Below are 18,823 nucleotides of genomic sequence, written 5' to 3'. Positions count from 1 at the left end.
TAAACAACTGAACTGGGCTAGCGAAGGAGTGGGGGCAACAGCAGCTGCGCTGGTAGACTTATCCACAGTTGCTGGTATCAAAATCAGCAATCCGCCCTGGGTCAAATTTCAATCGGCAGGGTGGGTCAATTTTCCATCAGCGCCAACAGCTCAGCTCAAGCAGCGCTGGGGCACCTTGCAGAAGGTACTGTCGAGCCAGTCGCGGCTGGAGAAAATCGTCGCCGACATCCTTCTCGACATGGCCACCAAACACCGCCTGGCCGATGGCCGGGGTAATGCGATGCTGGTCACCAGCAGTATCTTCGAGGCCTGTAAGTGCTATGAGCTGTTCTGCAAGGCCGGGATGGGCGACAAGTGCGCCATCGTCACCAGCTACAAGCCTTCACCAGCGGATATCAAGGGCGAAGCCACCGGAGAGGGTCTGACCGAGAAGCTGCGCCAGTACGAAATCTACAACCAGATGCTGGGCGACAAAGATCCGGAAACCTTCGAGAAGGAGGTGAAACAGCGCTTCATCAAAGAGCCAGGGCAGATGCGTTTGCTCATCGTGGTGGACAAGCTGCTGACGGGCTTCGATGCGCCATCAGCCACCTACCTCTACATCGACAAGCAGATGCGTGACCACGGCCTGTTCCAGGCCATCTGTCGGGTCAACCGTCTAGATGGTGAGGACAAGCAGTACGGCTACATCATCGACTACAAGGACTTGTTCAAGCAGCTGGAGGGCGCCATCGGCGACTACACCAGCGGCGCCCTGGATGGTTACGACGAGGCCGATGTGGCAGGCCTGCTGGAAGACCGGCTGAGCAAAGCTCAGGAAGACCTGGATGAAGCCCGCGAGGCGATCAAGGCCCTGTGCGAACCCGTCGAGAAGCCCAAGGACACGCCTGCCTATATCCGCTTCTTCTGTGGCACCGACTCAGGTAACGCCGAGGTGCTCAAAGCCAACGAACCGAAGCGCCTGAACCTGTACAAGATGACCTCAGCGCTGATTCGCTGCTTCGGCAATCTGGCCAATGAGCTGGAAGAGGCAGGCTATAGCACCAGGGAAATCAACGAGATCAAGGATGAGGTCGATCACTTCACCAAGGTGCGCGACGAGGTGAAGCTCGCCAGTGGCGATTACATCGACTTGAAGGCCTACGAGCCGGACATGCGCTTCTTGATCGACACCTACATCCGTGCCGAAGATAGCGAGAAGATCTCCGCCTTCGACGATATGTCGCTGATCCAGCTGATCGTGGAACGCGGTGTCGGTGCTGTGGATGCGTTGCCCAAGGGCATTCGTGAAAGCCAGGAAGCCGTCGCCGAGACCATCGAGAATAACGTGCGCAAGCTGATCATCGATGAGTCGCCGATCAACCCGAAGTACTACGAGACCATGTCTTCGCTTCTCGATGCACTAATCGCCAAGCGCAAGGAAGACGCCATCAGCTACCAGGAATACCTGAATGAGGTGGTAAAGCTGGCTCAGCAGGCCAAGAACCCAACCAGCTCGACAAACTATCCAGGCTCGATCAATAGCGCTGCCCGCAAAGCGCTGTATGACAACCTGAGTCAGAATGCCGGCCTGGCATTGGCTGTGGATGCCGCTGTGCTGGACAGCCGGCAGGACGACTGGCGCGGCAATACCATGAAGATCAAACGCGTGCGCCTGGCGATCAAGCATGTGCTGGATCAGTGGGGCAAAGACGCCGCTGAGGCCTTGGGAGACTATTCAGCAGGACAGGACAACGAACGGCTGGATGCCTTGCTGGAACTGGTTAAGCATCAGCATGAGTATTGAGTCCCGCAACATCACGGTCAGCGGTTTGACTGTGGAGGTCGTGCGCAAGCCGATCAAGAACCTGCATTTGGGCGTTTATCCGCCGCAAGGACGTGTGCGTGTGGCCGCGCCTCTGGCAGTAGATGACGAAGCCGTGCGCCTGGCGGTGGTGGGCAAGCTGGGCTGGATCAAGCGCCAAAGGGCCAAATTTCTGGCCCAACCTCGGCAATCCGAGCGACGCATGGTCAGTGGTGAAAGCCATTACTTCCTGGGGCAGCGGTATCGCCTACGCGTGCATGAGACCAGCGGCACAGCTCTGCATTTAGCGCTGCGCGGGAAGGCCTGCATGGATCTGTTCGTGCGCTCAGAGACAACTGCCGAGCGACGCGAACAGGTGCTTCAGGACTTCTATCGTGCAGAGTTGAAGCGCCTGGTGCCGGAGCTACTGGAAAAGTGGCAACCAAAGCTAGGTGTTGAAGTGCGCGCGTGGGGCATCAAACGCATGAAGACCAAGTGGGGCACCTGCAACATCGAAGCCCAGCGCATATGGCTCAACCTGGAGCTGGCCAAGAAGCCCGTGCAATGCCTTGAGTACATCCTGGTGCATGAACTGACTCACCTACACGAGCGCCATCATAACGATCGATTCGTAGGCCTACTCGATCAGCACCTACCACAATGGCGGACGTATCGTGATCAACTCAACTCAAGTGCGCTGGCCGACGAGCGCTGGGATCGTTAGCAAGTATCACTATCTATCTGTTATATAAAGAAAAAACCCCGGCTAAAAACCGGGGTTTTGTTTTTTCAGCGGACATTAACCCGCCCATTTCGGACACTTAATGTGCGCCTAGACAACACGCATCAGAAGTCCAGATTCGATACCGCCAGGGCATTCGACTCGATGAAGTCGCGGCGCGGCTCCACGGCGTCGCCCATCAAAGTGTTGAAGATCTGGTCGGCAGCGATGGCGTCCTCGATGGTCACCTTGAGCATGCGGCGCACTTCCGGGTCCATGGTGGTTTCCCACAGCTGATCCGGGTTCATCTCACCGAGACCTTTGTATCGCTGGATGCTGTGGCGCTTGGTGCTTTCGGTCATCAGCCAGTCCAGCGCTTCCTTGAAGGTGTTGACCGGCTTCTTGCGCTCGCCACGCTGCACGTAGGCGCCTTCTTCCAGCAGGTTGTTCAGCTGATCACCCAGGCTGGTGACAGTTTTGTAATCGTTGCTGGCGAAGAAGTCGCGGTTGAAGGTGGTGTAGCTGGAAAGACCGTGCGATCTGACTTCCACTTCCGGCAGCCACAGGTGGCGTTCGTGGTCTTCACGCAGGCTGGCACTGTAGGTCTGGCCAGACTTCTCGGTAGTCTTCAGACGTGCCGCAAAGCCTTCCAGCCAGTTCTGCATGAACGCCTGGTCCGCGAGCTGCTCCACCGAAATACGCGGCAGATAGACGAAGTGCTCTGTGATGTCCTTGGAGTAGACGCGCGACAGGCGATCAAGGGTCTTCATCACGCCACGGTAGTCGCCGACCAGTTTCTCCAACGCGCTACCAGAGAGACCTGGGGCGTTCTCGTTGACGTGCAGGCTGGCGTCTTCCAGGGCCGACTGAGTCATATATTCATCCATGGCCTCGTCGTCCTTGATGTACTGCTCCTGCTTGCCTTTCTTCACCTTGTACAACGGCGGCTGAGCGATATAGATGTAGCCACGCTCGACCAGCTCCGGCAGCTGACGGAAGAAGAAGGTCAGCAGCAGGGTACGGATGTGCGAACCGTCGACGTCAGCATCGGTCATGATGATGATGTTGTGGTAACGCAACTTGTCGATGTTGTACTCCTCACGACCGATACCGCAACCGAGCGCAGTGATCAGCGTGCCGACTTCCTGCGAGGAAATCATGCGATCGAAGCGTGCACGTTCGACGTTGAGGATCTTGCCCTTGAGCGGCAGGATCGCCTGGGTCTTGCGGTTACGGCCCTGCTTGGCAGAACCGCCCGCGGAGTCACCCTCCACGATGTACAGTTCGGACAGCGCCGGATCTTTTTCCTGGCAGTCGGCCAGCTTGCCGGGCAGGCCGGCGATGTCCAGCGCACCTTTACGGCGAGTCATTTCACGGGCTTTACGAGCCGCTTCGCGGGCACGTGCAGCATCGATCATCTTGCCGACCACGGCCTTGGCTTCGTTGGGGTTCTCCAGCAGGAAGTCGGAGAAGTACTTGCCCATCTCCTGCTCGACTGCGGTTTTCACCTCACTCGATACCAGTTTGTCTTTGGTCTGCGAGCTGAATTTCGGGTCCGGCACCTTGACCGAGATGATCGCAGTCAGGCCTTCACGGGCATCGTCACCAGTGGTGGAAACCTTGAACTTCTTCGCCAGGCCTTCGGCCTCGATGTAGTTGTTCAGGTGGCGGGTGAGGGCGGAACGGAAGCCGGCAAGGTGAGTACCACCGTCGCGCTGTGGAATGTTGTTGGTGAAACAGAGCAGGTTCTCGTTGAAGCTGTCGTTCCACTGCAGGGCTACTTCGACACCCACGCCGTCTTCTTCGCGCTGGATGTTGAAGTGGAACACCTGGTTGACCACGGTCTTGTTGGTGTTTAGGTATTCGACGAAGGCTTTCAGACCACCCTCGTACTTGAACAGCTCTTCCTTGCCGGTGCGCTCGTCACGCAGCAGGATGCCTACGCCGGAGTTGAGGAAGGACAGCTCACGCAGACGCTTGGCCAGGATGTCCCAGCTGAAGTGAATGTTGGCGAAGGTCTCTTCGGACGGCTTGAAGTGGATCTGCGTGCCGGTACCGTCGGTATCACCAACAGCGGCGAGAGGCGCTTGCGGTACGCCATGCACGTAGGTCTGTTCCCAGATCTTGCCGCTACGACGGATGGTCAGCACCAGCTCCTTGGAGAGGGCATTGACCACCGAGACACCCACGCCGTGCAGGCCGCCGGATACCTTGTAGCTGTTGTCGTCGAATTTACCGCCGGCGTGCAGCACGGTCATGATGACCTCGGCCGCCGAGACGCCTTCTTCCTTGTGCATGTCGACCGGAATACCACGGCCGTTGTCACGCACGCTGATCGACTCATCGGGGTGGATGGTGATGGTGATTTCGCTGCAATAGCCTGCCAGCGCTTCGTCGATCGAGTTATCGACCACCTCGAACACCATGTGGTGCAGACCACTACCATCGTCAGTGTCACCGATGTACATCCCGGGACGTTTGCGTACGGCGTCCAGTCCTTTCAGCACCTTGATGCTGGAGGAGTCGTACGTTTGGTTCTCGCTCATGCCTTCACTCCCGATGGTCTTGGGTCTGGGTGATACGGCCATGTTCCACGTGGAACATGGCAACCGGCGTATCCGTCTGCCAGCCTTCCCTCAACAATTCATGATCTACACAGGTGATGAACACCTGGCAGCGCAAATCTTCCAGCAACCGGCACAATGCCTGGCGATGCTGCTCATCCAGTTCCGACGGTAGGTCGTCTACCAGATAGATACATTGGCCACGCTTGGCTTCATTGACCAAGTGACCCTGGGCGATGCGTAACGCGCACACGACCAGTTTCTGTTGTCCTCGCGACAGGATTTCTGCCGCGTTATGCCCCGCAAGCCGAAGACGCAAATCAGCTCTCTGCGGCCCGGCCTGGGTATGCCCGAGTTGCTGGTCGCGGAGGAGGGAGGTAGCGAGCACTTCGCTCAGCTCACGATCCTTGTCCCACCCTCGGTAGTAACTCAGGGTCAGCCCTTCCAGCTCCAGCAGCTCAGCCAGTGTCTTTTCGAACACCGGCTTCAAGGCCTGAATGTAGGCACGCCGATAGGTGTCGATTTCCTCACTCGCGCTGCACAGTTCGCGGTCCCACGCGGCCTGCGAAGCACCGTCAAGTGTACCATGGCGCAGCCACGAGTTCCGCTGCCGCAGGGCTTTCTGCAGGCGCTGCCAGGCACCAAGAAAGCGATGTTCCACGTGGAACACACCCCAATCGAGAAACTGCCGGCGAATCTTCGGTGCGCCTTCAAGCAGGCGAAAACTATCGGGGTTGATCACCTGCAGTGGCAGTAGCTCAGCCAGCTGCGCAGCACTGCGAGCGTTCTGCCCATCGATACGAATCTGCAGCTCGCCCTGACGGTCGCGAGAGATGCCCAGATTACTGGAGCCGCCTTCGGCCAACTGCACCTGACCGAAAATGGTACAGGCTGGTTGTTCGTAATGAATGACCGGCTGCAGTCGTGTACTGCGGAAGGAGCGGGCGAGGCCAAGCAGATGGATCGCCTCAAGCAGGCTGGTCTTGCCGCTGCCGTTGGCGCCGTGAAGGATATTGATGCGGGAGGAGGGAGAGAGGGTCACCGGGTGCAGGTTGCGCACCGCGGTGACCGTGATACGGCTCAGGGACATTAAAGACGCATCGGCATGACAACGTAGGCAGAGTCGTCGTTATCGGCTTCCTGCAGCAGAGCACTGCTATTTGAGTCGGAGAGAATCAGGCGGACCTGCTCGGTGCCCATCACGCCCAACACATCCAGCAGATAGCTGACGTTGAAACCAATCTCCAGGCCGCTGCCCGAATAGTCGACAACGATTTCTTCCTCGGCCTCTTCCTGCTCCGGGTTGTTGGCCTGAATTTTCAGCAGACCAGAAGCCAGGGTCAGGCGAATACCGCGGTACTTCTCGTTGGACAGAATCGCGGTGCGGCTGAAGGCTTCGCGCAAGCCCTGACGATCCGCCAGCACCAGCTTGTCGCCACCGCGCGGCAGCACACGCTCGTAATCCGGGAATTTGCCGTCCACCAGCTTCGAAGTGAAAGTGAACTCACCGGTGTTGGCACGGATGTGGTGCTGGCCGAGAACGATGGCGACTTCGGCGTCTTGCTCGGTCAGCAGGCGAGCCAGCTCGAGGATACCTTTACGCGGCACGATGACCTGGTGCTTGCCTTCCTGCTGGATGGCAGCCTCCATCGAGCACATGGCCAGACGGTGGCCGTCGGTAGCGACAGCGCGCAGCAGGCCGCTCTGCACTTCCAGGAGCATGCCGTTGAGGTAGTAGCGCACATCCTGCTGAGCCATGGCGAAGCTGGTCCGTTCGACCAGGCGGCGCAGCTTGGCTTGCGGCAAGTTGAAGGTTAGCGAACCTGGACCTTCCTCAACGGTGGGGAAATCGTTGGCTGGCAGCGTCGACAGGGTGAAGCGACTGCGACCGGCCTTGACCAGCAACTTCTGGTCATCGACACGAATGTCGATCATCGCGTCGCTTGGCAGGCTCTTGCAGATGTCCATCAGCTTGCGCGCCGGCACGGTGATTTCACCCGGCTCGGCCGCGTCTTCCAGCGTGACGCGGCCAACCAGTTCGACCTCAAGGTCGGTACCGGTGAGCGACAACTGCTGGCCTTCGACCACCAGCAGGACGTTGGACAGAACCGGCAGCGTCTGGCGTCGTTCCACGACACCGGCGACCAGTTGCAGGGGTTTCAACAGGGCTTCGCGTTGAATAGTGAAATGCATGGTCTAGTCCCTTGCCTCGTGGAGCTGCATTGATTTGATCAGGTAGTCAGGGTACGCAGCAGGTTCTTATAGTCCTCGCGGATGTCCGCGTCGGATCCCCTAAGTTCAGCAATCTTACGACATGCGTGCAACACCGTGGTGTGATCACGGCCGCCGAAGGCCACACCGATTTCCGGCAGGCTGTGATTGGTCAGTTCCTTCGACAATGCCATGGCCACCTGACGTGGCCGGGCGATCGAGCGCGAACGACGCTTGGATAGCAGATCGGTGATCTTGATCTTGTAGTACTCAGCGGTGGTGCGCTGAATATTGTCGATGCTTACCAGCTTGTCCTGCAGGGCCAGCAGATCCTTGAGCGACTCACGAATCAGCTCGATGGTGATGTCGCGGCCCATGAAGTGCGAGTGAGCGATCACCCGCTTCAACGCGCCTTCCAGTTCACGCACGTTGGAGCGAATGCGCTGAGCGATGAAGAACGCAGCATCGTGCGGCAGATCGACCTTGGCCTGGTCGGCCTTCTTCATCAGGATCGCCACGCGGGTTTCCAGTTCTGGCGGCTCGACTGCCACCGTCAGCCCCCAGCCGAAACGCGACTTCAAGCGTTCTTCCAGGCCTTCGATCTCTTTCGGGTAGCGGTCGCTGGTAAGAATCACCTGCTGACCCCCTTCAAGCAGGGCGTTGAAGGTGTGGAAGAACTCCTCCTGGGAGCGCTCCTTCTTGGCGAAGAACTGGATGTCATCGATCAGCAGCGCATCCACCGAGCGATAGAAGCGCTTGAACTCATTGATCGCGTTGAGTTGCAACGCCTTGACCATGTCAGCGACGAAGCGCTCGGAGTGCAGGTAGACCACCTTGGCGTTGGGGTTCTTCGCCAGCAGGTGATTACCCACAGCATGCATCAGGTGAGTCTTGCCCAGGCCGACACCGCCATACAGGAACAGCGGGTTGTAACCATGCTTGGGGTTGTCCGCCACCTGCCAGGCTGCAGCGCGCGCCAACTGGTTTGACTTGCCCTCGACGAAGTTATCGAAAGTAAAGGTGCGATTGAGGTAGCTGGTGTGCTTGAGGCCACCTTCGACCTGTACGGTACGTTCGGTGCGTGGCGCCACGGCAGGAGTCGGCGGTTGTGGCGCGGAGCCCCCCATGGAGTCGAAGCTGGCACGCGACGGCTCTTGCTGTGCAGGCGGCGGAACCGGCTTGCTGACGGCTGCGGCGGCCTGAACCTGAGCAGCACGTGCGGCAGCAGGCAAAGGGGCCGTTGGCGCGACGCGGGCAGTCGCTGCACGTTTGCTGCCTATTAATAAGGAAAGCGCAGGGACCAGACCGCCGGCGCGCTCACCCAGAAGCTCTAGCAAACGGCTCAGATACTTCTCGTTGACCCAATCGAGTACGAAGCGATTCGGCGCATAGACACGCAGCTCGTCGCCTTCGGCTTCGACCTGCAGAGGACGTATCCAGGTGTTGAATTGCTGGGCCGGCAACTCGTCGCGCAAAAGCTCGACGCATTGCTGCCATAGTTCCACTGACACTGACTATCCCCTATCCAGGCGGCGATGCAAAAACAGCCGCCATTGTAACGGCCAACGACCGAGTTATCCACACAGCAGGGATTAGATGGCCAAGTAAAATCAAAGTCTTACTTATATTCATCAGACTTATCAGCAGCCCATGAGACTTGTGGATAAGCGCCCAATAACCTTCTGCAAAACTCTGGGGATGAACGGGCGGATAACTGCATTGTGGGTAACTCTGCTTTCTATCCTCAGGCTGTATGCAGGACACGCACAGATCAACCACGCCTTTTGGACAGACTTATCATCGCCGCATGAGCAGTTGGAATGGGGCAGCCAGCGGGTTTTCCACAGGTTTGGGCAGCACCATTCAACATAAACATAGAAAAAGAGCTTTAAACCCTTTTCCTTCTTTCTATATCTATCTAGCGAATAAGGTTGGTTGGAAATTGACCTACCGCGCGGCTTTCTCTAGAATTGCCGGTCTCTTAAAACCGGGGTCATACCGACCCTAGTCGATCACCCAGGTAACGCACCATGAAACGCACTTTCCAACCCAGCACCATCAAGCGCGCTCGCACCCACGGTTTCCGTGCCCGCATGGCCACCAAGAACGGCCGTGCCGTCCTGTCGCGTCGTCGCGCCAAGGGCCGCAAGCGTCTTGCTGTCTAATTAATACAGACAGGTGGTGAGTCGAGGCTTCGGCCGGGAAAAGCGACTGCTGACTCCCCGGCAATTCAAGGCAGTCTTCGACTCCCCAAGCGGTAAAGCTCCGGGCAAAAGTGTCCTGTTGCTAGCGCGCGATAACCAGCTTGATCATCCCCGCCTAGGTCTGGTGATCGGCAAGAAGAGCGTCAAGCTCGCCGTCGAGCGCAACCGCATCAAGCGTCAAATCCGCGAGTCCTTTCGCCTCAATCAGGTCAACCTGACAGGCTGGGACATCGTGGTGGTCGCCCGCAAAGGGCTAGGTGATCTGGAGAATGGCGAACTTGCCCAGCAGTTCGGCAAACTCTGGAAACGCTTGGCCCGAAGCCGGCCCAGTCGCGACGCAGACTTATCCCCCGGGACAAGCGACAATCCCCATGCGTAAAGCGGCTCTAGCCTGTATCCAGGTTTATCGCTACGCCATCAGCCCGCTGATGGCCAGTCATTGTCGTTTCTACCCCAGCTGCTCCTGCTATGCCTACGAAGCCATCGAACAACATGGCTTCCTGCGTGGTGGCTGGCTGACGGCGCGCCGTCTCGGTCGCTGTCACCCATGGAATGCCGGCGGTTTCGATCCGGTTCCACCCGTTAAAACATCCCGTTCTCCTTCGATGGCCGAATAATCATGGATATCCAACGTTCGATCCTGATCGTCGCCCTGGCAGTCGTGTCCTACCTCATGGTCCTGCAATGGAACGAGGACTATGGCCAGGCTGCTATGCCAGCCGAGGTTAGTACCTCGACCGCGGCGACGCCTGCCCTGCCCGACACACCTGCTGTAACCGCCAACACTGGCGGCGACGACATTCCAACTGCCGTGGCCGAGCCTACTGCAGCTGCTGTCGCGCCTACTGCCGCTACCAGCGATGAGCTGATTCGCGTCAAGACCGATGTGCTGGACCTGGCCATCGACCCGCGTGGTGGTGATGTCGTGCAACTGCGTTTGCCGCAGTACCCGCGCCGTCAGGACCGCCCGGACGTTCCGTTCCAGCTGTTCGACAACGGCAACGAGCGCACCTATCTCGCGCAGAGCGGCCTGATCGGCCAGAACGCTCCGGACAAATCCAGCGGTCGTTCCCTGTGGAGCAGCGAGAAGCAGAGCTACGAACTGGCCGAAGGCCAGGACAGCCTGGTGGTCGATCTCACGTTCAGCGAGAACGGCGTCAACTACATCAAGCGCTACAGCTTCAAGCGCGGCCTCAACCCGCAATGCTCCGCGCGTGAGCAGGAACTGAAGAAGCCTGGCTGCATCGATCCGTCCGCCTATCAGGTCGACGTGCTTTACCTGATCGACAACCAGAGCGAGCAAGTCTGGAACGGCAACCTGTTTGCCCAGCTCAAGCGCGATAACAGCGGCGACCCGTCCTCGACCACCGCTACCGGCACCGCGACCTACCTTGGCGCCGCTCTGTGGACCACCGACGAGCCGTACAAAAAGGTGTCGATGAAGGACATCGACAAGCAGTCCTTCAAGGAAACCGTGCAGGGCGGCTGGGTTGCCTGGCTGCAGCACTACTTCGTCACCGCCTGGGTGCCGAGCAAGGACAGCACCAACCTGATTCAAACCCGCAAGGACAGCCAGGGTAACTACATCGTCGGCTTCACCGGCCCGTCCGTGCAGGTTGCTGCCGGCGCGCAGGGCGAGACTGGTGCGATCCTCTACGCTGGTCCCAAGCTGCAGGAGCACCTCGGCACCCTGTCGCCAGGCCTGGAGCTCACCGTGGACTACGGCTTCCTGTGGTTCCTCGCCCAGCCGATCTTCTGGCTGCTGGAAGTGATCCACGGCGTACTCGGTAACTGGGGCTGGTCGATCATCGTCCTGACCATCATCATCAAGCTGATCTTCTTCCCGCTGTCTGCTGCCAGCTACCGCTCGATGGCGCGCATGCGTGCCGTATCGCCGAAACTGCAGGCGTTGAAAGAGCAGCACGGTGATGATCGCCAGAAGATGTCCCAGGCGATGATGGAGCTGTACAAGAAAGAGAAGATCAACCCGTTGGGCGGCTGCCTGCCGATCCTGGTGCAGATGCCGGTATTCCTCGCCCTGTACTGGGTACTGCTGGAATCGGTCGAAATGCGTCAGGCCCCGTGGATGTTCTGGATCACCGACCTGTCGATCAAGGATCCGTTCTTCATCCTGCCGATCATCATGGGCGCGACCATGTTCATCCAGCAGCAGCTCAACCCGACGCCGCCGGACCCCATGCAAGCCCGCGTGCTGAAGCTGATGCCGATCATCTTCACCTTCTTCTTCCTGTGGTTCCCTGCCGGTCTGGTGCTGTACTGGGTAGTCAACAACTGCCTGTCCATCGCCCAGCAGTGGTACATTACTCGCCGGATCGAAGCAGCAACGAAAGCGGCCAACGCCTGATTCGCCAAGGCTTCCAAGCATCAAGCAAACGCCCCATGATTGGGGCGTTTTGCTATCCGAGCATTTAACGTAGGAGCGAGCTCTGCTCGCGAATCGCTGTTATCCACAGTTCTTCTTCCGCGCGCCTACTAGCCCCATAAACATCGAGTAAACCGCCATGAACCACGCCCGAGACACCATCGCCGCCGTCGCTACCGCCCAGGGTCGTGGTGGCGTGGGCATCGTGCGGGTATCCGGTCCACTGGCCGGCGATTTGGCTCAGGCCATCTGCCGTCGCGAGCTGAAGCCGCGCTTCGCTCATCACGGTCCGTTCTATGGCGAGAGCGAGCTGACGCTGGATGAGGGGCTGGCCATCTATTTTCCCGGCCCCAACTCCTTCACTGGTGAAGACGTACTGGAGCTTCAGGGCCACGGCGGCCCGGTGGTGCTCGATCTGCTGCTGCGCCGCTGCATGGCGTTGGGGGCACGCCTGGCGCGTCCTGGTGAGTTCAGCGAACGCGCCTTCCTCAATGACAAGCTCGACCTGGCCCAGGCCGAAGCCATTGCCGACCTGATCGAGGCCAGCTCCGAGCAGGCCGCTCGCAATGCGCTGCGTTCGCTGCAGGGCGAGTTCTCCAAACGCGTGCATGCGTTGACCGAATCGCTGATCCAACTGCGCATCTACGTCGAAGCCGCCATCGACTTCCCCGAGGAGGAAATCGACTTCCTCGCCGATGGCCATGTACTGAACCAACTGGACGGCGTGCGTACAGACTTATCCACAGTACTGCACGAGGCTGGCCAGGGCGCATTGCTGCGCGACGGTATGACTGTAGTCATCGCCGGCCGACCCAATGCCGGCAAGTCCAGCCTGCTCAATGCCCTGGCCGGGCGTGAAGCCGCTATCGTCACCGATATCGCCGGCACCACCCGCGACGTGTTGCGCGAACATATCCACATCGACGGCATGCCTCTGCATGTGGTCGACACCGCCGGCCTGCGTGATACCGACGATCAGGTGGAGCGCATCGGTGTAGAGCGTGCACTCAAGGCCATCGGTGAGGCTGACCGTGTGTTGCTGGTAGTGGACTCCACTGCGCCGGAAGCCGCCGATCCCTTTGCTCTCTGGCCAGAGTTTCTGGAGCAGCGTCCGGATCCAGCACGGGTCACCCTGATCCGCAACAAGGCCGACCTCTCCGGCGAAGCAGTCGCGCTGGAAACCAGCGCCGATGGCCACGTCACCCTCAGCCTGTCGGCCAAATCCGCAGAAGGCCTGGAACTGCTGCGCGAACACCTGAAAGCCTGCATGGGTTATCAACAGACTGCAGAAAGCGGCTTCAGCGCCCGCCGCCGCCACCTGGAAGCGTTGCACCAGGCCGAGCAGTACCTCGAACACGGCCGCAACCAGCTCACCCTGATGGGCGCTGGCGAGCTGCTGGCCGAGGATCTGCGCATGGCGCAACAGGCATTGGGCGAGATCACCGGCGCCTTCAGCAGCGACGACCTGCTGGGGCGGATCTTCTCCAGCTTCTGCATCGGCAAGTGAAACCTTCCTCCATGCTCTTGCCTATAGGGCTCTTGTAGGAACGGATTTATCCGCGAAAGCGCATGCGTGCCCGCCATCAATCTTTCCCCTCCTTGTCATTCCCGGGCTTTCACCCGGGTTAAGAACCCTTGCGCGTCGTCTTGATTCGCGGCGGGGCATCCACTCCTTCACACATCTGACTGGATTTACGCGCCGGGCAGATTTCCCCACAAATGAGCTTGCTGGATCACCAATGAATGGGCTGCTGCGCATTTACTGAGTTATTCAGGCCAAAATAAACCCTGTGGAAAACCGCACCTGAACCCTGCCCATAACCCTATGACAAAGCTGGGCGTAACCACCCCTGTGGGTAACTGGCACTTCCATCCACAGTGGTTCAGCAGCTTTCTAAGTGGATCCGAGCAGGAACGACACAGGCTTATCATTCTCTGTACATCACGTATATCCTGACCTGTAGACTGTTATCCACAGAAAAGCCCTGCTCTATATATAAACATAAAGAACAAGCTTTATAAAAATTCTCTCTTTCTATTCTTTATAAGCCTGAGCGCGTTTTTTCAGGACAAGGGTGATCGGGTAATGGAAATCGTGCGAGCGACCACGGCCAAACAGTTGGCTATTTTTTGTGCAGAAGGCTTCATTCAGCAGGCTTAAGTCCCTATACTTGCCGCCTTTCTTTCTGACCCCTTTCTCAACAGGCACGAGGTGCGTGGTGGATTTCCCTTCCCGTTTTGACGTGATCGTGATCGGCGGCGGTCATGCCGGTACCGAAGCAGCTCTGGCTGCAGCACGCATGGGCGTGAAGACCCTGCTGCTCACCCACAATGTCGAGACCCTCGGCCAGATGAGCTGCAACCCGGCTATCGGCGGGATCGGCAAGAGCCATCTGGTCAAGGAAATCGATGCCCTCGGCGGCGCCATGGCCACCGCTACCGACAAGGGTGGTATCCAGTTCCGTATTCTCAACAGCCGCAAAGGCCCAGCCGTTCGTGCCACGCGCGCGCAGGCTGACCGTGTTCTGTACAAGGCCGCGGTACGCGAGATTCTGGAAAACCAGGCCAATCTGTGGATTTTTCAACAGGCAGCCGATGATCTGATTGTGGAAAACGCCGAGGTCAAAGGCGTTGTTACCCAGATGGGGCTCAGGTTCCATGCGGACTCCGTGGTGTTGACCACAGGCACATTCCTCGGTGGACTTATCCACATTGGTCTGCAGAACTACTCTGGCGGCCGTGCCGGCGATCCGCCCTCCATCGCCCTGGCCCATCGCCTGCGTGAGTTGCCACTGCGCGTCGGTCGCCTGAAGACCGGCACGCCGCCACGCATCGACGGTCGTTCCGTGGATTTCTCGGTGATGACCGAGCAGCCGGGTGATACACCCACGCCGCTGATGTCCTTCCTCGGCAAGCGTGAGCATCAGCCCAAGCAGATCAGTTGTTGGATCACCCATACCAACGCGCGTACTCACGAGATCATCGCCGCCAACCTCGACCGCTCGCCGATGTACTCCGGTGTGATCGAAGGCGTTGGCCCGCGCTACTGCCCGTCGATCGAGGACAAGATCCATCGCTTCGCCGACAAGGACAGCCACCAGGTGTTCATCGAGCCGGAAGGCCTGACCACCCATGAGCTGTATCCCAATGGCATCTCCACCTCGCTGCCGTTCGACGTGCAGCTGGAGATCGTGCGCAGCATCCGTGGCATGGAAAACGCGCATATCGTGCGGCCGGGCTACGCCATCGAGTACGACTACTTCGATCCGCGCGATCTGAAGTACAGCCTGGAAACCAAGGTCATCGGCGGGTTGTTCTTCGCCGGCCAGATCAACGGCACCACCGGCTACGAAGAAGCCGGCGCCCAGGGCCTGCTGGCGGGCTGCAACGCTGCCCTGCGCGCGCAGGGCAAGGAGGCCTGGTGCCCGCGTCGTGACGAAGCCTACATCGGCGTGCTGGTCGACGACCTGATCACTCTGGGCACCCAGGAGCCGTACCGCATGTTCACCTCGCGTGCCGAGTACCGGCTGATCCTGCGTGAGGACAACGCCGACCTGCGCCTGACCGAGAAAGGCCGCGAGCTGGGCCTGATCGACGACGAGCGCTGGGCCGCTTTCGAGGCCAAGCGTGAAGGTATCGCGCAGGAAGAGCAGCGCCTCAAAAGCACCTGGGTGCGCCCAGGCACGCCGCAGGGCGATGCCATCGCCGCACGTTTCGGCACGCCGCTTGCCCACGAATACAACCTGCTCAACCTGCTGGCCCGCCCCGAGATCGACTACGCCACCCTGGTCGAGCTGACCGACGCGCCGTTTGTGGATAACCAGGTGGCCGAGCAGGTCGAGATCAAGACCAAGTACGCCGGCTATATCGACCGCCAGCAGGACGAAATCGCCAAGCTACGGGCCAGTGAGGACACCAAGCTGCCGGATGATCTGGACTATGCCTCGATCTCCGGGCTGTCCAAGGAGATCCAGTTCAAGCTCGGCAACACTCGCCCGGCGACACTCGGTCAAGCCTCACGTATCCCTGGGGTCACTCCGGCGGCTATTTCCCTGCTGCTGATTCATCTGAAAAAACGCAGCGCGGGACAGAAGCTGGAGCAGAGCGCCTGATGTCGGTCACTCAGCGTCACGCCGAAGAACTGCTGCAGGGTGCCCGCGAACTGGGTATCGAACTCAGCGCGCAGCAGCAGGAACAACTGCTTGCCTATCTGGGCCTGCTGATCAAGTGGAACAAGGCCTACAACCTCACCGCCGTGCGCGATCCCGACGAGATGGTGTCGCGCCACTTGCTCGACAGCCTGTCGGTAGTGCCATTCGTGGCCGAGCTTGGGGATAACTGGCTGGACGTCGGCAGTGGCGGCGGCATGCCCGGCGTGCCGCTGGCGATCATGTTCCCCGAGCGGCGTTTCACCCTGCTCGACTCCAACGGCAAGAAAACCCGTTTTCTGGTGCAGGTGAAGCTGGAGCTGAAACTCGCCAACCTCGAGGTTGTCCACAACCGGGTCGAAGCGTATCGCCCCGAGCAGCCTTTCGATGGCATCAGCTCGCGGGCGTTCAGCAGCCTGCAGGACTTCAGCAACTGGACGCGCCACCTCGGCAGCGTCGACACCCAGTGGCTGGCGATGAAAGGCGTGCACCCGGATGACGAATTGCAGGCCCTGCCGACGGACTTCCGTCTCAGCGCCACGCATGTGTTGCGGGTTCCCGGTTGCCAAGGCCAGCGCCATCTGTTGATACTGCGTCGCTCGGTCTAAGGGGAAAGAAGATGGCCAAGGTATTCGCGATCGCCAATCAGAAAGGCGGCGTGGGCAAAACCACGACGTGCATCAACCTGGCCGCTTCTCTGGTGGCGACCAAGCGCCGCGTGCTGCTGATCGCCCTCGACCCGCAGGGCAACGCGACCATGGGCAGCGGTGTCGACAAGCATGGTCTCGAGCACTCGATCTACGACGTGCTGATCGGCGAGTGCGACCTGAGCCAGGCCATGCAATTCTCCGAGCATGGCGGCTACCAGTTGCTGCCGGCCAACCGTGACCTGACTGCCGCGGAAGTCGCCCTGCTGGAAATGAAGATGAAGGAAAGCCGCCTGCGTTATGCCCTGGCGCCGATCCGCGAGAACTACGACTACATCCTCATCGACTGCCCGCCATCGCTGAACATGCTGACCATCAACGCCCTGGTCGCCGCCGATGGCGTGATCATCCCCATGCAGTGCGAGTACTACGCGCTCGAAGGGCTTTCCGATCTGGTCAACAGCATCCAGCGCATCGCCCAACTGCTCAATCCCAAGCTGCAGATCGAAGGTCTGCTGCGCACCATGTACGACCCGCGCATCAGCCTGACCAATGACGTCACGGCTCAGCTCAAGGAACACTTCGGCGACAAGCTGTATGACGCCGTGATTCCGCGCAATGTGCGCCTGGCCGAAGCACCGAGCTTCGGCATGCCGGCGCTGGTCTACGACAAACAATCCCGTGGGGCCATCGCCTACCTGGCTTTGGCCGGCGAGCTGGTGCGCCGTCAGCGCGCCGCCGCGAAAACCGCTACCGCTTAAGGAACATCCGCATGGCTGCGAAGAAACGAGGTCTGGGCCGAGGCCTGGACGCCCTGCTTGGCGGTAATACCGTCAACACATTGCAGGAAGAGGCCGCCCAGGTCGACACGCGTGAACTGCAATACGTGCCGCTGGAGTTGATCCAGCGTGGCAAGTACCAGCCGCGTCGTGACATGGACCAGACCGCTCTGGAAGAACTCGCCGCCTCCATTCGCGCCCAGGGCGTGATGCAGCCCATCGTCCTGCGCCCCATCGGTGGTGGTCGTTTCGAGATCGTCGCCGGTGAACGCCGTTGGCGTGCCAGCCAACTGGCCGGTCAGGACAAGATTCCGGCCATGGTCCGTGAGCTGCCGGATGAAGCCGCCATCGCCATGGCGTTGATCGAGAATATCCAGCGCGAAGACCTCAATCCGATCGAGGAAGCCGTGGCCCTGCAGCGCCTGCAGCAGGAATTCGAGCTGACTCAGCAACAGGTCGCCGATGCCGTGGGCAAATCCCGCGTCACCATCACCAACCTGCTGCGCCTGATCGCCTTGCCGGAGGAGATCAAGACCCTGCTCGCCCATGGCGATCTGGAGATGGGTCATGCCCGTGCACTGCTCGGTTTGCCCCTCGAACAACAGGTCGAAGCCGCGCGACATGTTGTCGCACGTGGCCTGACCGTTCGTCAGACCGAGGCCCTGGTGCGCCAGTGGCTGAGCGCCAAACCTGCCCCGGCCAAAGCTAAGGCCGACCCGGACATCAGTCGCCTGGAGCAGAAGCTCGCAGAGCGTCTGGGCTCGCCCGTGCAGATCAAGCACGGCAGCAAGGGCAAGGGGCAGTTGGTGATTCGCTACAGCTCCCTCGACGAATTGCAGGGTGTACTGGCGCACATTCGTTGAAACAATTCAGTCTGTAGTCCTACTTCACTCCTACTACAGCACGGTTGATCGGGCGCAGGCTGAACCCTATACTCCCCGCGCAATTTTGTCGGCTACGGGCCGAGTTTCGGCACCTTGCAGGGAGAGGTCGATGGGCATCCCCAGTAAGGTCCCGTTTCATCGTCAGCCAGGTTTTCCGATCCTGATTCTTCAGGCCATCGTGACGGCTGTGATTGCAGTGATTTTTGCCGTCAGTGGCGGATGGGTCGCGGCCTATTCGGCATTGCTGGGAGGGCTGATCGCCCTGCTGGCCAACGCGTATTTCGCATTCAAGGCCTTTCGTTACTTTGGCGCGCGTTCGGCTCGAGCCATCGTCCAGTCGATCTGGGCCGGGGCCATGGGTAAATGGATTATCACGGCAGTGCTGTTTGCACTGGCGTTCGTAGGGGTTGAACCACTTGCACCGATGCAGCTGTTCATCGGTTATCTGCTTGGCCTTCTGGCTGCAGCCTGTGCCCCCCTACTCATGAAAGTTTTCTGA

The 18,823-nt window shown here is 59.5% G+C and carries 16 protein-coding genes; 12 read left to right on the top strand and 4 right to left on the bottom strand.

The features are described 5' to 3' along the window. The first annotated feature begins 175 nt into the window (after window positions 1-175). Together EGJ86_RS04405 and EGJ86_RS04400 are read left to right on the top strand one after the other, a co-directional pair. On the top strand, window positions 176-1,786 hold the full coding sequence (locus tag EGJ86_RS04405) for a hypothetical protein (RefSeq protein WP_218565869.1): 1,611 nt from the start codon (window positions 176-178) through the stop codon (window positions 1,784-1,786). Next, window positions 1,776-2,507, top strand: coding sequence for a M48 family metallopeptidase (locus EGJ86_RS04400; RefSeq protein ID WP_125834194.1), 732 nt, complete (start codon window positions 1,776-1,778; stop codon window positions 2,505-2,507). Before EGJ86_RS04405 ends, EGJ86_RS04400 begins: the two co-directional genes overlap by 11 nt. Window positions 2,508-2,629: 122 nt before the next feature. On the opposite strand, the gene gyrB is transcribed toward EGJ86_RS04400, so the two are convergent. The 4 genes from gyrB to dnaA are packed head-to-tail and all read right to left on the bottom strand — an operon-like array spanning window position 2,630 to window position 8,790. Continuing rightward, window positions 2,630-5,050, bottom strand: coding sequence for a DNA topoisomerase (ATP-hydrolyzing) subunit B (gene gyrB, locus EGJ86_RS04395; RefSeq protein WP_106734034.1), 2,421 nt, complete (start codon window positions 5,048-5,050; stop codon window positions 2,630-2,632). A 4-nt stretch (window positions 5,051-5,054) separates the two neighbouring features. After that, window positions 5,055-6,158: a DNA replication/repair protein RecF gene (gene recF, locus EGJ86_RS04390; RefSeq protein WP_125834193.1), complete on the bottom strand. Its 1,104-nt coding sequence runs from the start codon at window positions 6,156-6,158 to the stop codon at window positions 5,055-5,057. Next, window positions 6,158-7,261, bottom strand: a complete 1,104-nt coding sequence (gene dnaN, locus EGJ86_RS04385) for a DNA polymerase III subunit beta (RefSeq protein WP_125834192.1) — start codon at window positions 7,259-7,261, stop codon at window positions 6,158-6,160. The genes recF and dnaN overlap by 1 nt, the downstream gene beginning before the upstream one ends. A 38-nt stretch (window positions 7,262-7,299) precedes the next feature. Continuing rightward, window positions 7,300-8,790 carry a chromosomal replication initiator protein DnaA gene (gene dnaA, locus EGJ86_RS04380; RefSeq protein WP_106734038.1) on the bottom strand — a complete coding sequence of 497 codons (1,491 nt, stop codon included), beginning with the start codon at window positions 8,788-8,790 and terminating at the stop codon, window positions 7,300-7,302. Between the two features lie 519 nt (window positions 8,791-9,309). Here dnaA and rpmH point away from each other — a divergent pair. From rpmH to EGJ86_RS04330, 10 genes are all read left to right on the top strand, one after another. Further along, window positions 9,310-9,444: a 50S ribosomal protein L34 gene (gene rpmH / locus EGJ86_RS04375; protein WP_002551315.1), complete on the top strand. Its 135-nt coding sequence runs from the start codon at window positions 9,310-9,312 to the stop codon at window positions 9,442-9,444. Window positions 9,445-9,457: 13 nt separating this feature from the next. After that, window positions 9,458-9,862 carry a ribonuclease P protein component gene (gene rnpA / locus EGJ86_RS04370; protein ID WP_166432402.1) on the top strand — a complete coding sequence of 135 codons (405 nt, stop codon included), beginning with the start codon at window positions 9,458-9,460 and terminating at the stop codon, window positions 9,860-9,862. Continuing rightward, window positions 9,855-10,100, top strand: a complete 246-nt coding sequence (yidD, locus tag EGJ86_RS04365) for a membrane protein insertion efficiency factor YidD (protein ID WP_061238809.1) — start codon at window positions 9,855-9,857, stop codon at window positions 10,098-10,100. Before rnpA ends, yidD begins: the two co-directional genes overlap by 8 nt. Window positions 10,101-10,102: 2 nt before the next feature. Continuing rightward, window positions 10,103-11,848 carry a membrane protein insertase YidC gene (gene yidC, locus EGJ86_RS04360; protein ID WP_125834191.1) on the top strand — a complete coding sequence of 582 codons (1,746 nt, stop codon included), beginning with the start codon at window positions 10,103-10,105 and terminating at the stop codon, window positions 11,846-11,848. Window positions 11,849-12,005: 157 nt separating this feature from the next. Continuing rightward, window positions 12,006-13,373 (top strand): tRNA uridine-5-carboxymethylaminomethyl(34) synthesis GTPase MnmE, encoded by a 1,368-nt coding sequence (gene mnmE, locus EGJ86_RS04355; protein WP_125834190.1) that lies wholly within the window; start codon window positions 12,006-12,008, stop codon window positions 13,371-13,373. A 712-nt stretch (window positions 13,374-14,085) separates the two neighbouring features. Beyond that, window positions 14,086-15,978, top strand: coding sequence for a tRNA uridine-5-carboxymethylaminomethyl(34) synthesis enzyme MnmG (mnmG, locus tag EGJ86_RS04350; RefSeq protein WP_125834189.1), 1,893 nt, complete (start codon window positions 14,086-14,088; stop codon window positions 15,976-15,978). Beyond that, entirely contained in the window at window positions 15,975-16,622 is a 648-nt protein-coding gene (gene rsmG, locus EGJ86_RS04345) for a 16S rRNA (guanine(527)-N(7))-methyltransferase RsmG (RefSeq protein ID WP_177432767.1), read from the top strand. Before mnmG ends, rsmG begins: the two co-directional genes overlap by 4 nt. Window positions 16,623-16,633: 11 nt before the next feature. Further along, window positions 16,634-17,422 carry a ParA family protein gene (locus EGJ86_RS04340; protein WP_125834187.1) on the top strand — a complete coding sequence of 263 codons (789 nt, stop codon included), beginning with the start codon at window positions 16,634-16,636 and terminating at the stop codon, window positions 17,420-17,422. 11 nt (window positions 17,423-17,433) lie between these two features. Further along, window positions 17,434-18,303: a ParB/RepB/Spo0J family partition protein gene (locus EGJ86_RS04335; protein ID WP_125834186.1), complete on the top strand. Its 870-nt coding sequence runs from the start codon at window positions 17,434-17,436 to the stop codon at window positions 18,301-18,303. A gap of 130 nt (window positions 18,304-18,433) precedes the next feature. Continuing rightward, the gene (locus EGJ86_RS04330) at window positions 18,434-18,823 is read left to right on the top strand and encodes a F0F1 ATP synthase subunit I (protein ID WP_045733559.1); all 390 of its coding nucleotides are present in this window, start codon (window positions 18,434-18,436) and stop codon (window positions 18,821-18,823) included.

The sequence above is a fragment of the Pseudomonas sp. o96-267 genome, from assembly GCF_003935465.1.
Classification (GTDB): Bacteria; Pseudomonadota; Gammaproteobacteria; order Pseudomonadales; family Pseudomonadaceae; genus Aquipseudomonas; species Aquipseudomonas sediminis.
The sequence above is the reverse complement of the archived record's forward strand: the minus strand, read 5'-3'. Positions and strand labels throughout refer to the sequence as shown.

Bases quoted from the DNA above. Each gene is read 5' to 3' on its own strand.
- EGJ86_RS04400 (WP_125834194.1), top strand. From the start codon at position 1,776: ATGAGTATTGAGTCCCGCAACATCACGGTCAGCGGTTTGACTGTGGAG.
- gyrB (WP_106734034.1), bottom strand. From the start codon at position 5,050: ATGAGCGAGAACCAAACGTACGACTCCTCCAGCATCAAGGTGCTGAAA.
- recF (WP_125834193.1), bottom strand. From the start codon at position 6,158: ATGTCCCTGAGCCGTATCACGGTCACCGCGGTGCGCAACCTGCACCCG.
- dnaN (WP_125834192.1), bottom strand. From the start codon at position 7,261: ATGCATTTCACTATTCAACGCGAAGCCCTGTTGAAACCCCTGCAACTG.
- rpmH (WP_002551315.1), top strand. From the start codon at position 9,310: ATGAAACGCACTTTCCAACCCAGCACCATCAAGCGCGCTCGCACCCAC.
- yidD (WP_061238809.1), top strand. From the start codon at position 9,855: ATGCGTAAAGCGGCTCTAGCCTGTATCCAGGTTTATCGCTACGCCATC.
- yidC (WP_125834191.1), top strand. From the start codon at position 10,103: ATGGATATCCAACGTTCGATCCTGATCGTCGCCCTGGCAGTCGTGTCC.
- mnmE (WP_125834190.1), top strand. From the start codon at position 12,006: ATGAACCACGCCCGAGACACCATCGCCGCCGTCGCTACCGCCCAGGGT.
- EGJ86_RS04340 (WP_125834187.1), top strand. From the start codon at position 16,634: ATGGCCAAGGTATTCGCGATCGCCAATCAGAAAGGCGGCGTGGGCAAA.
- EGJ86_RS04335 (WP_125834186.1), top strand. From the start codon at position 17,434: ATGGCTGCGAAGAAACGAGGTCTGGGCCGAGGCCTGGACGCCCTGCTT.
- EGJ86_RS04330 (WP_045733559.1), top strand. From the start codon at position 18,434: ATGGGCATCCCCAGTAAGGTCCCGTTTCATCGTCAGCCAGGTTTTCCG.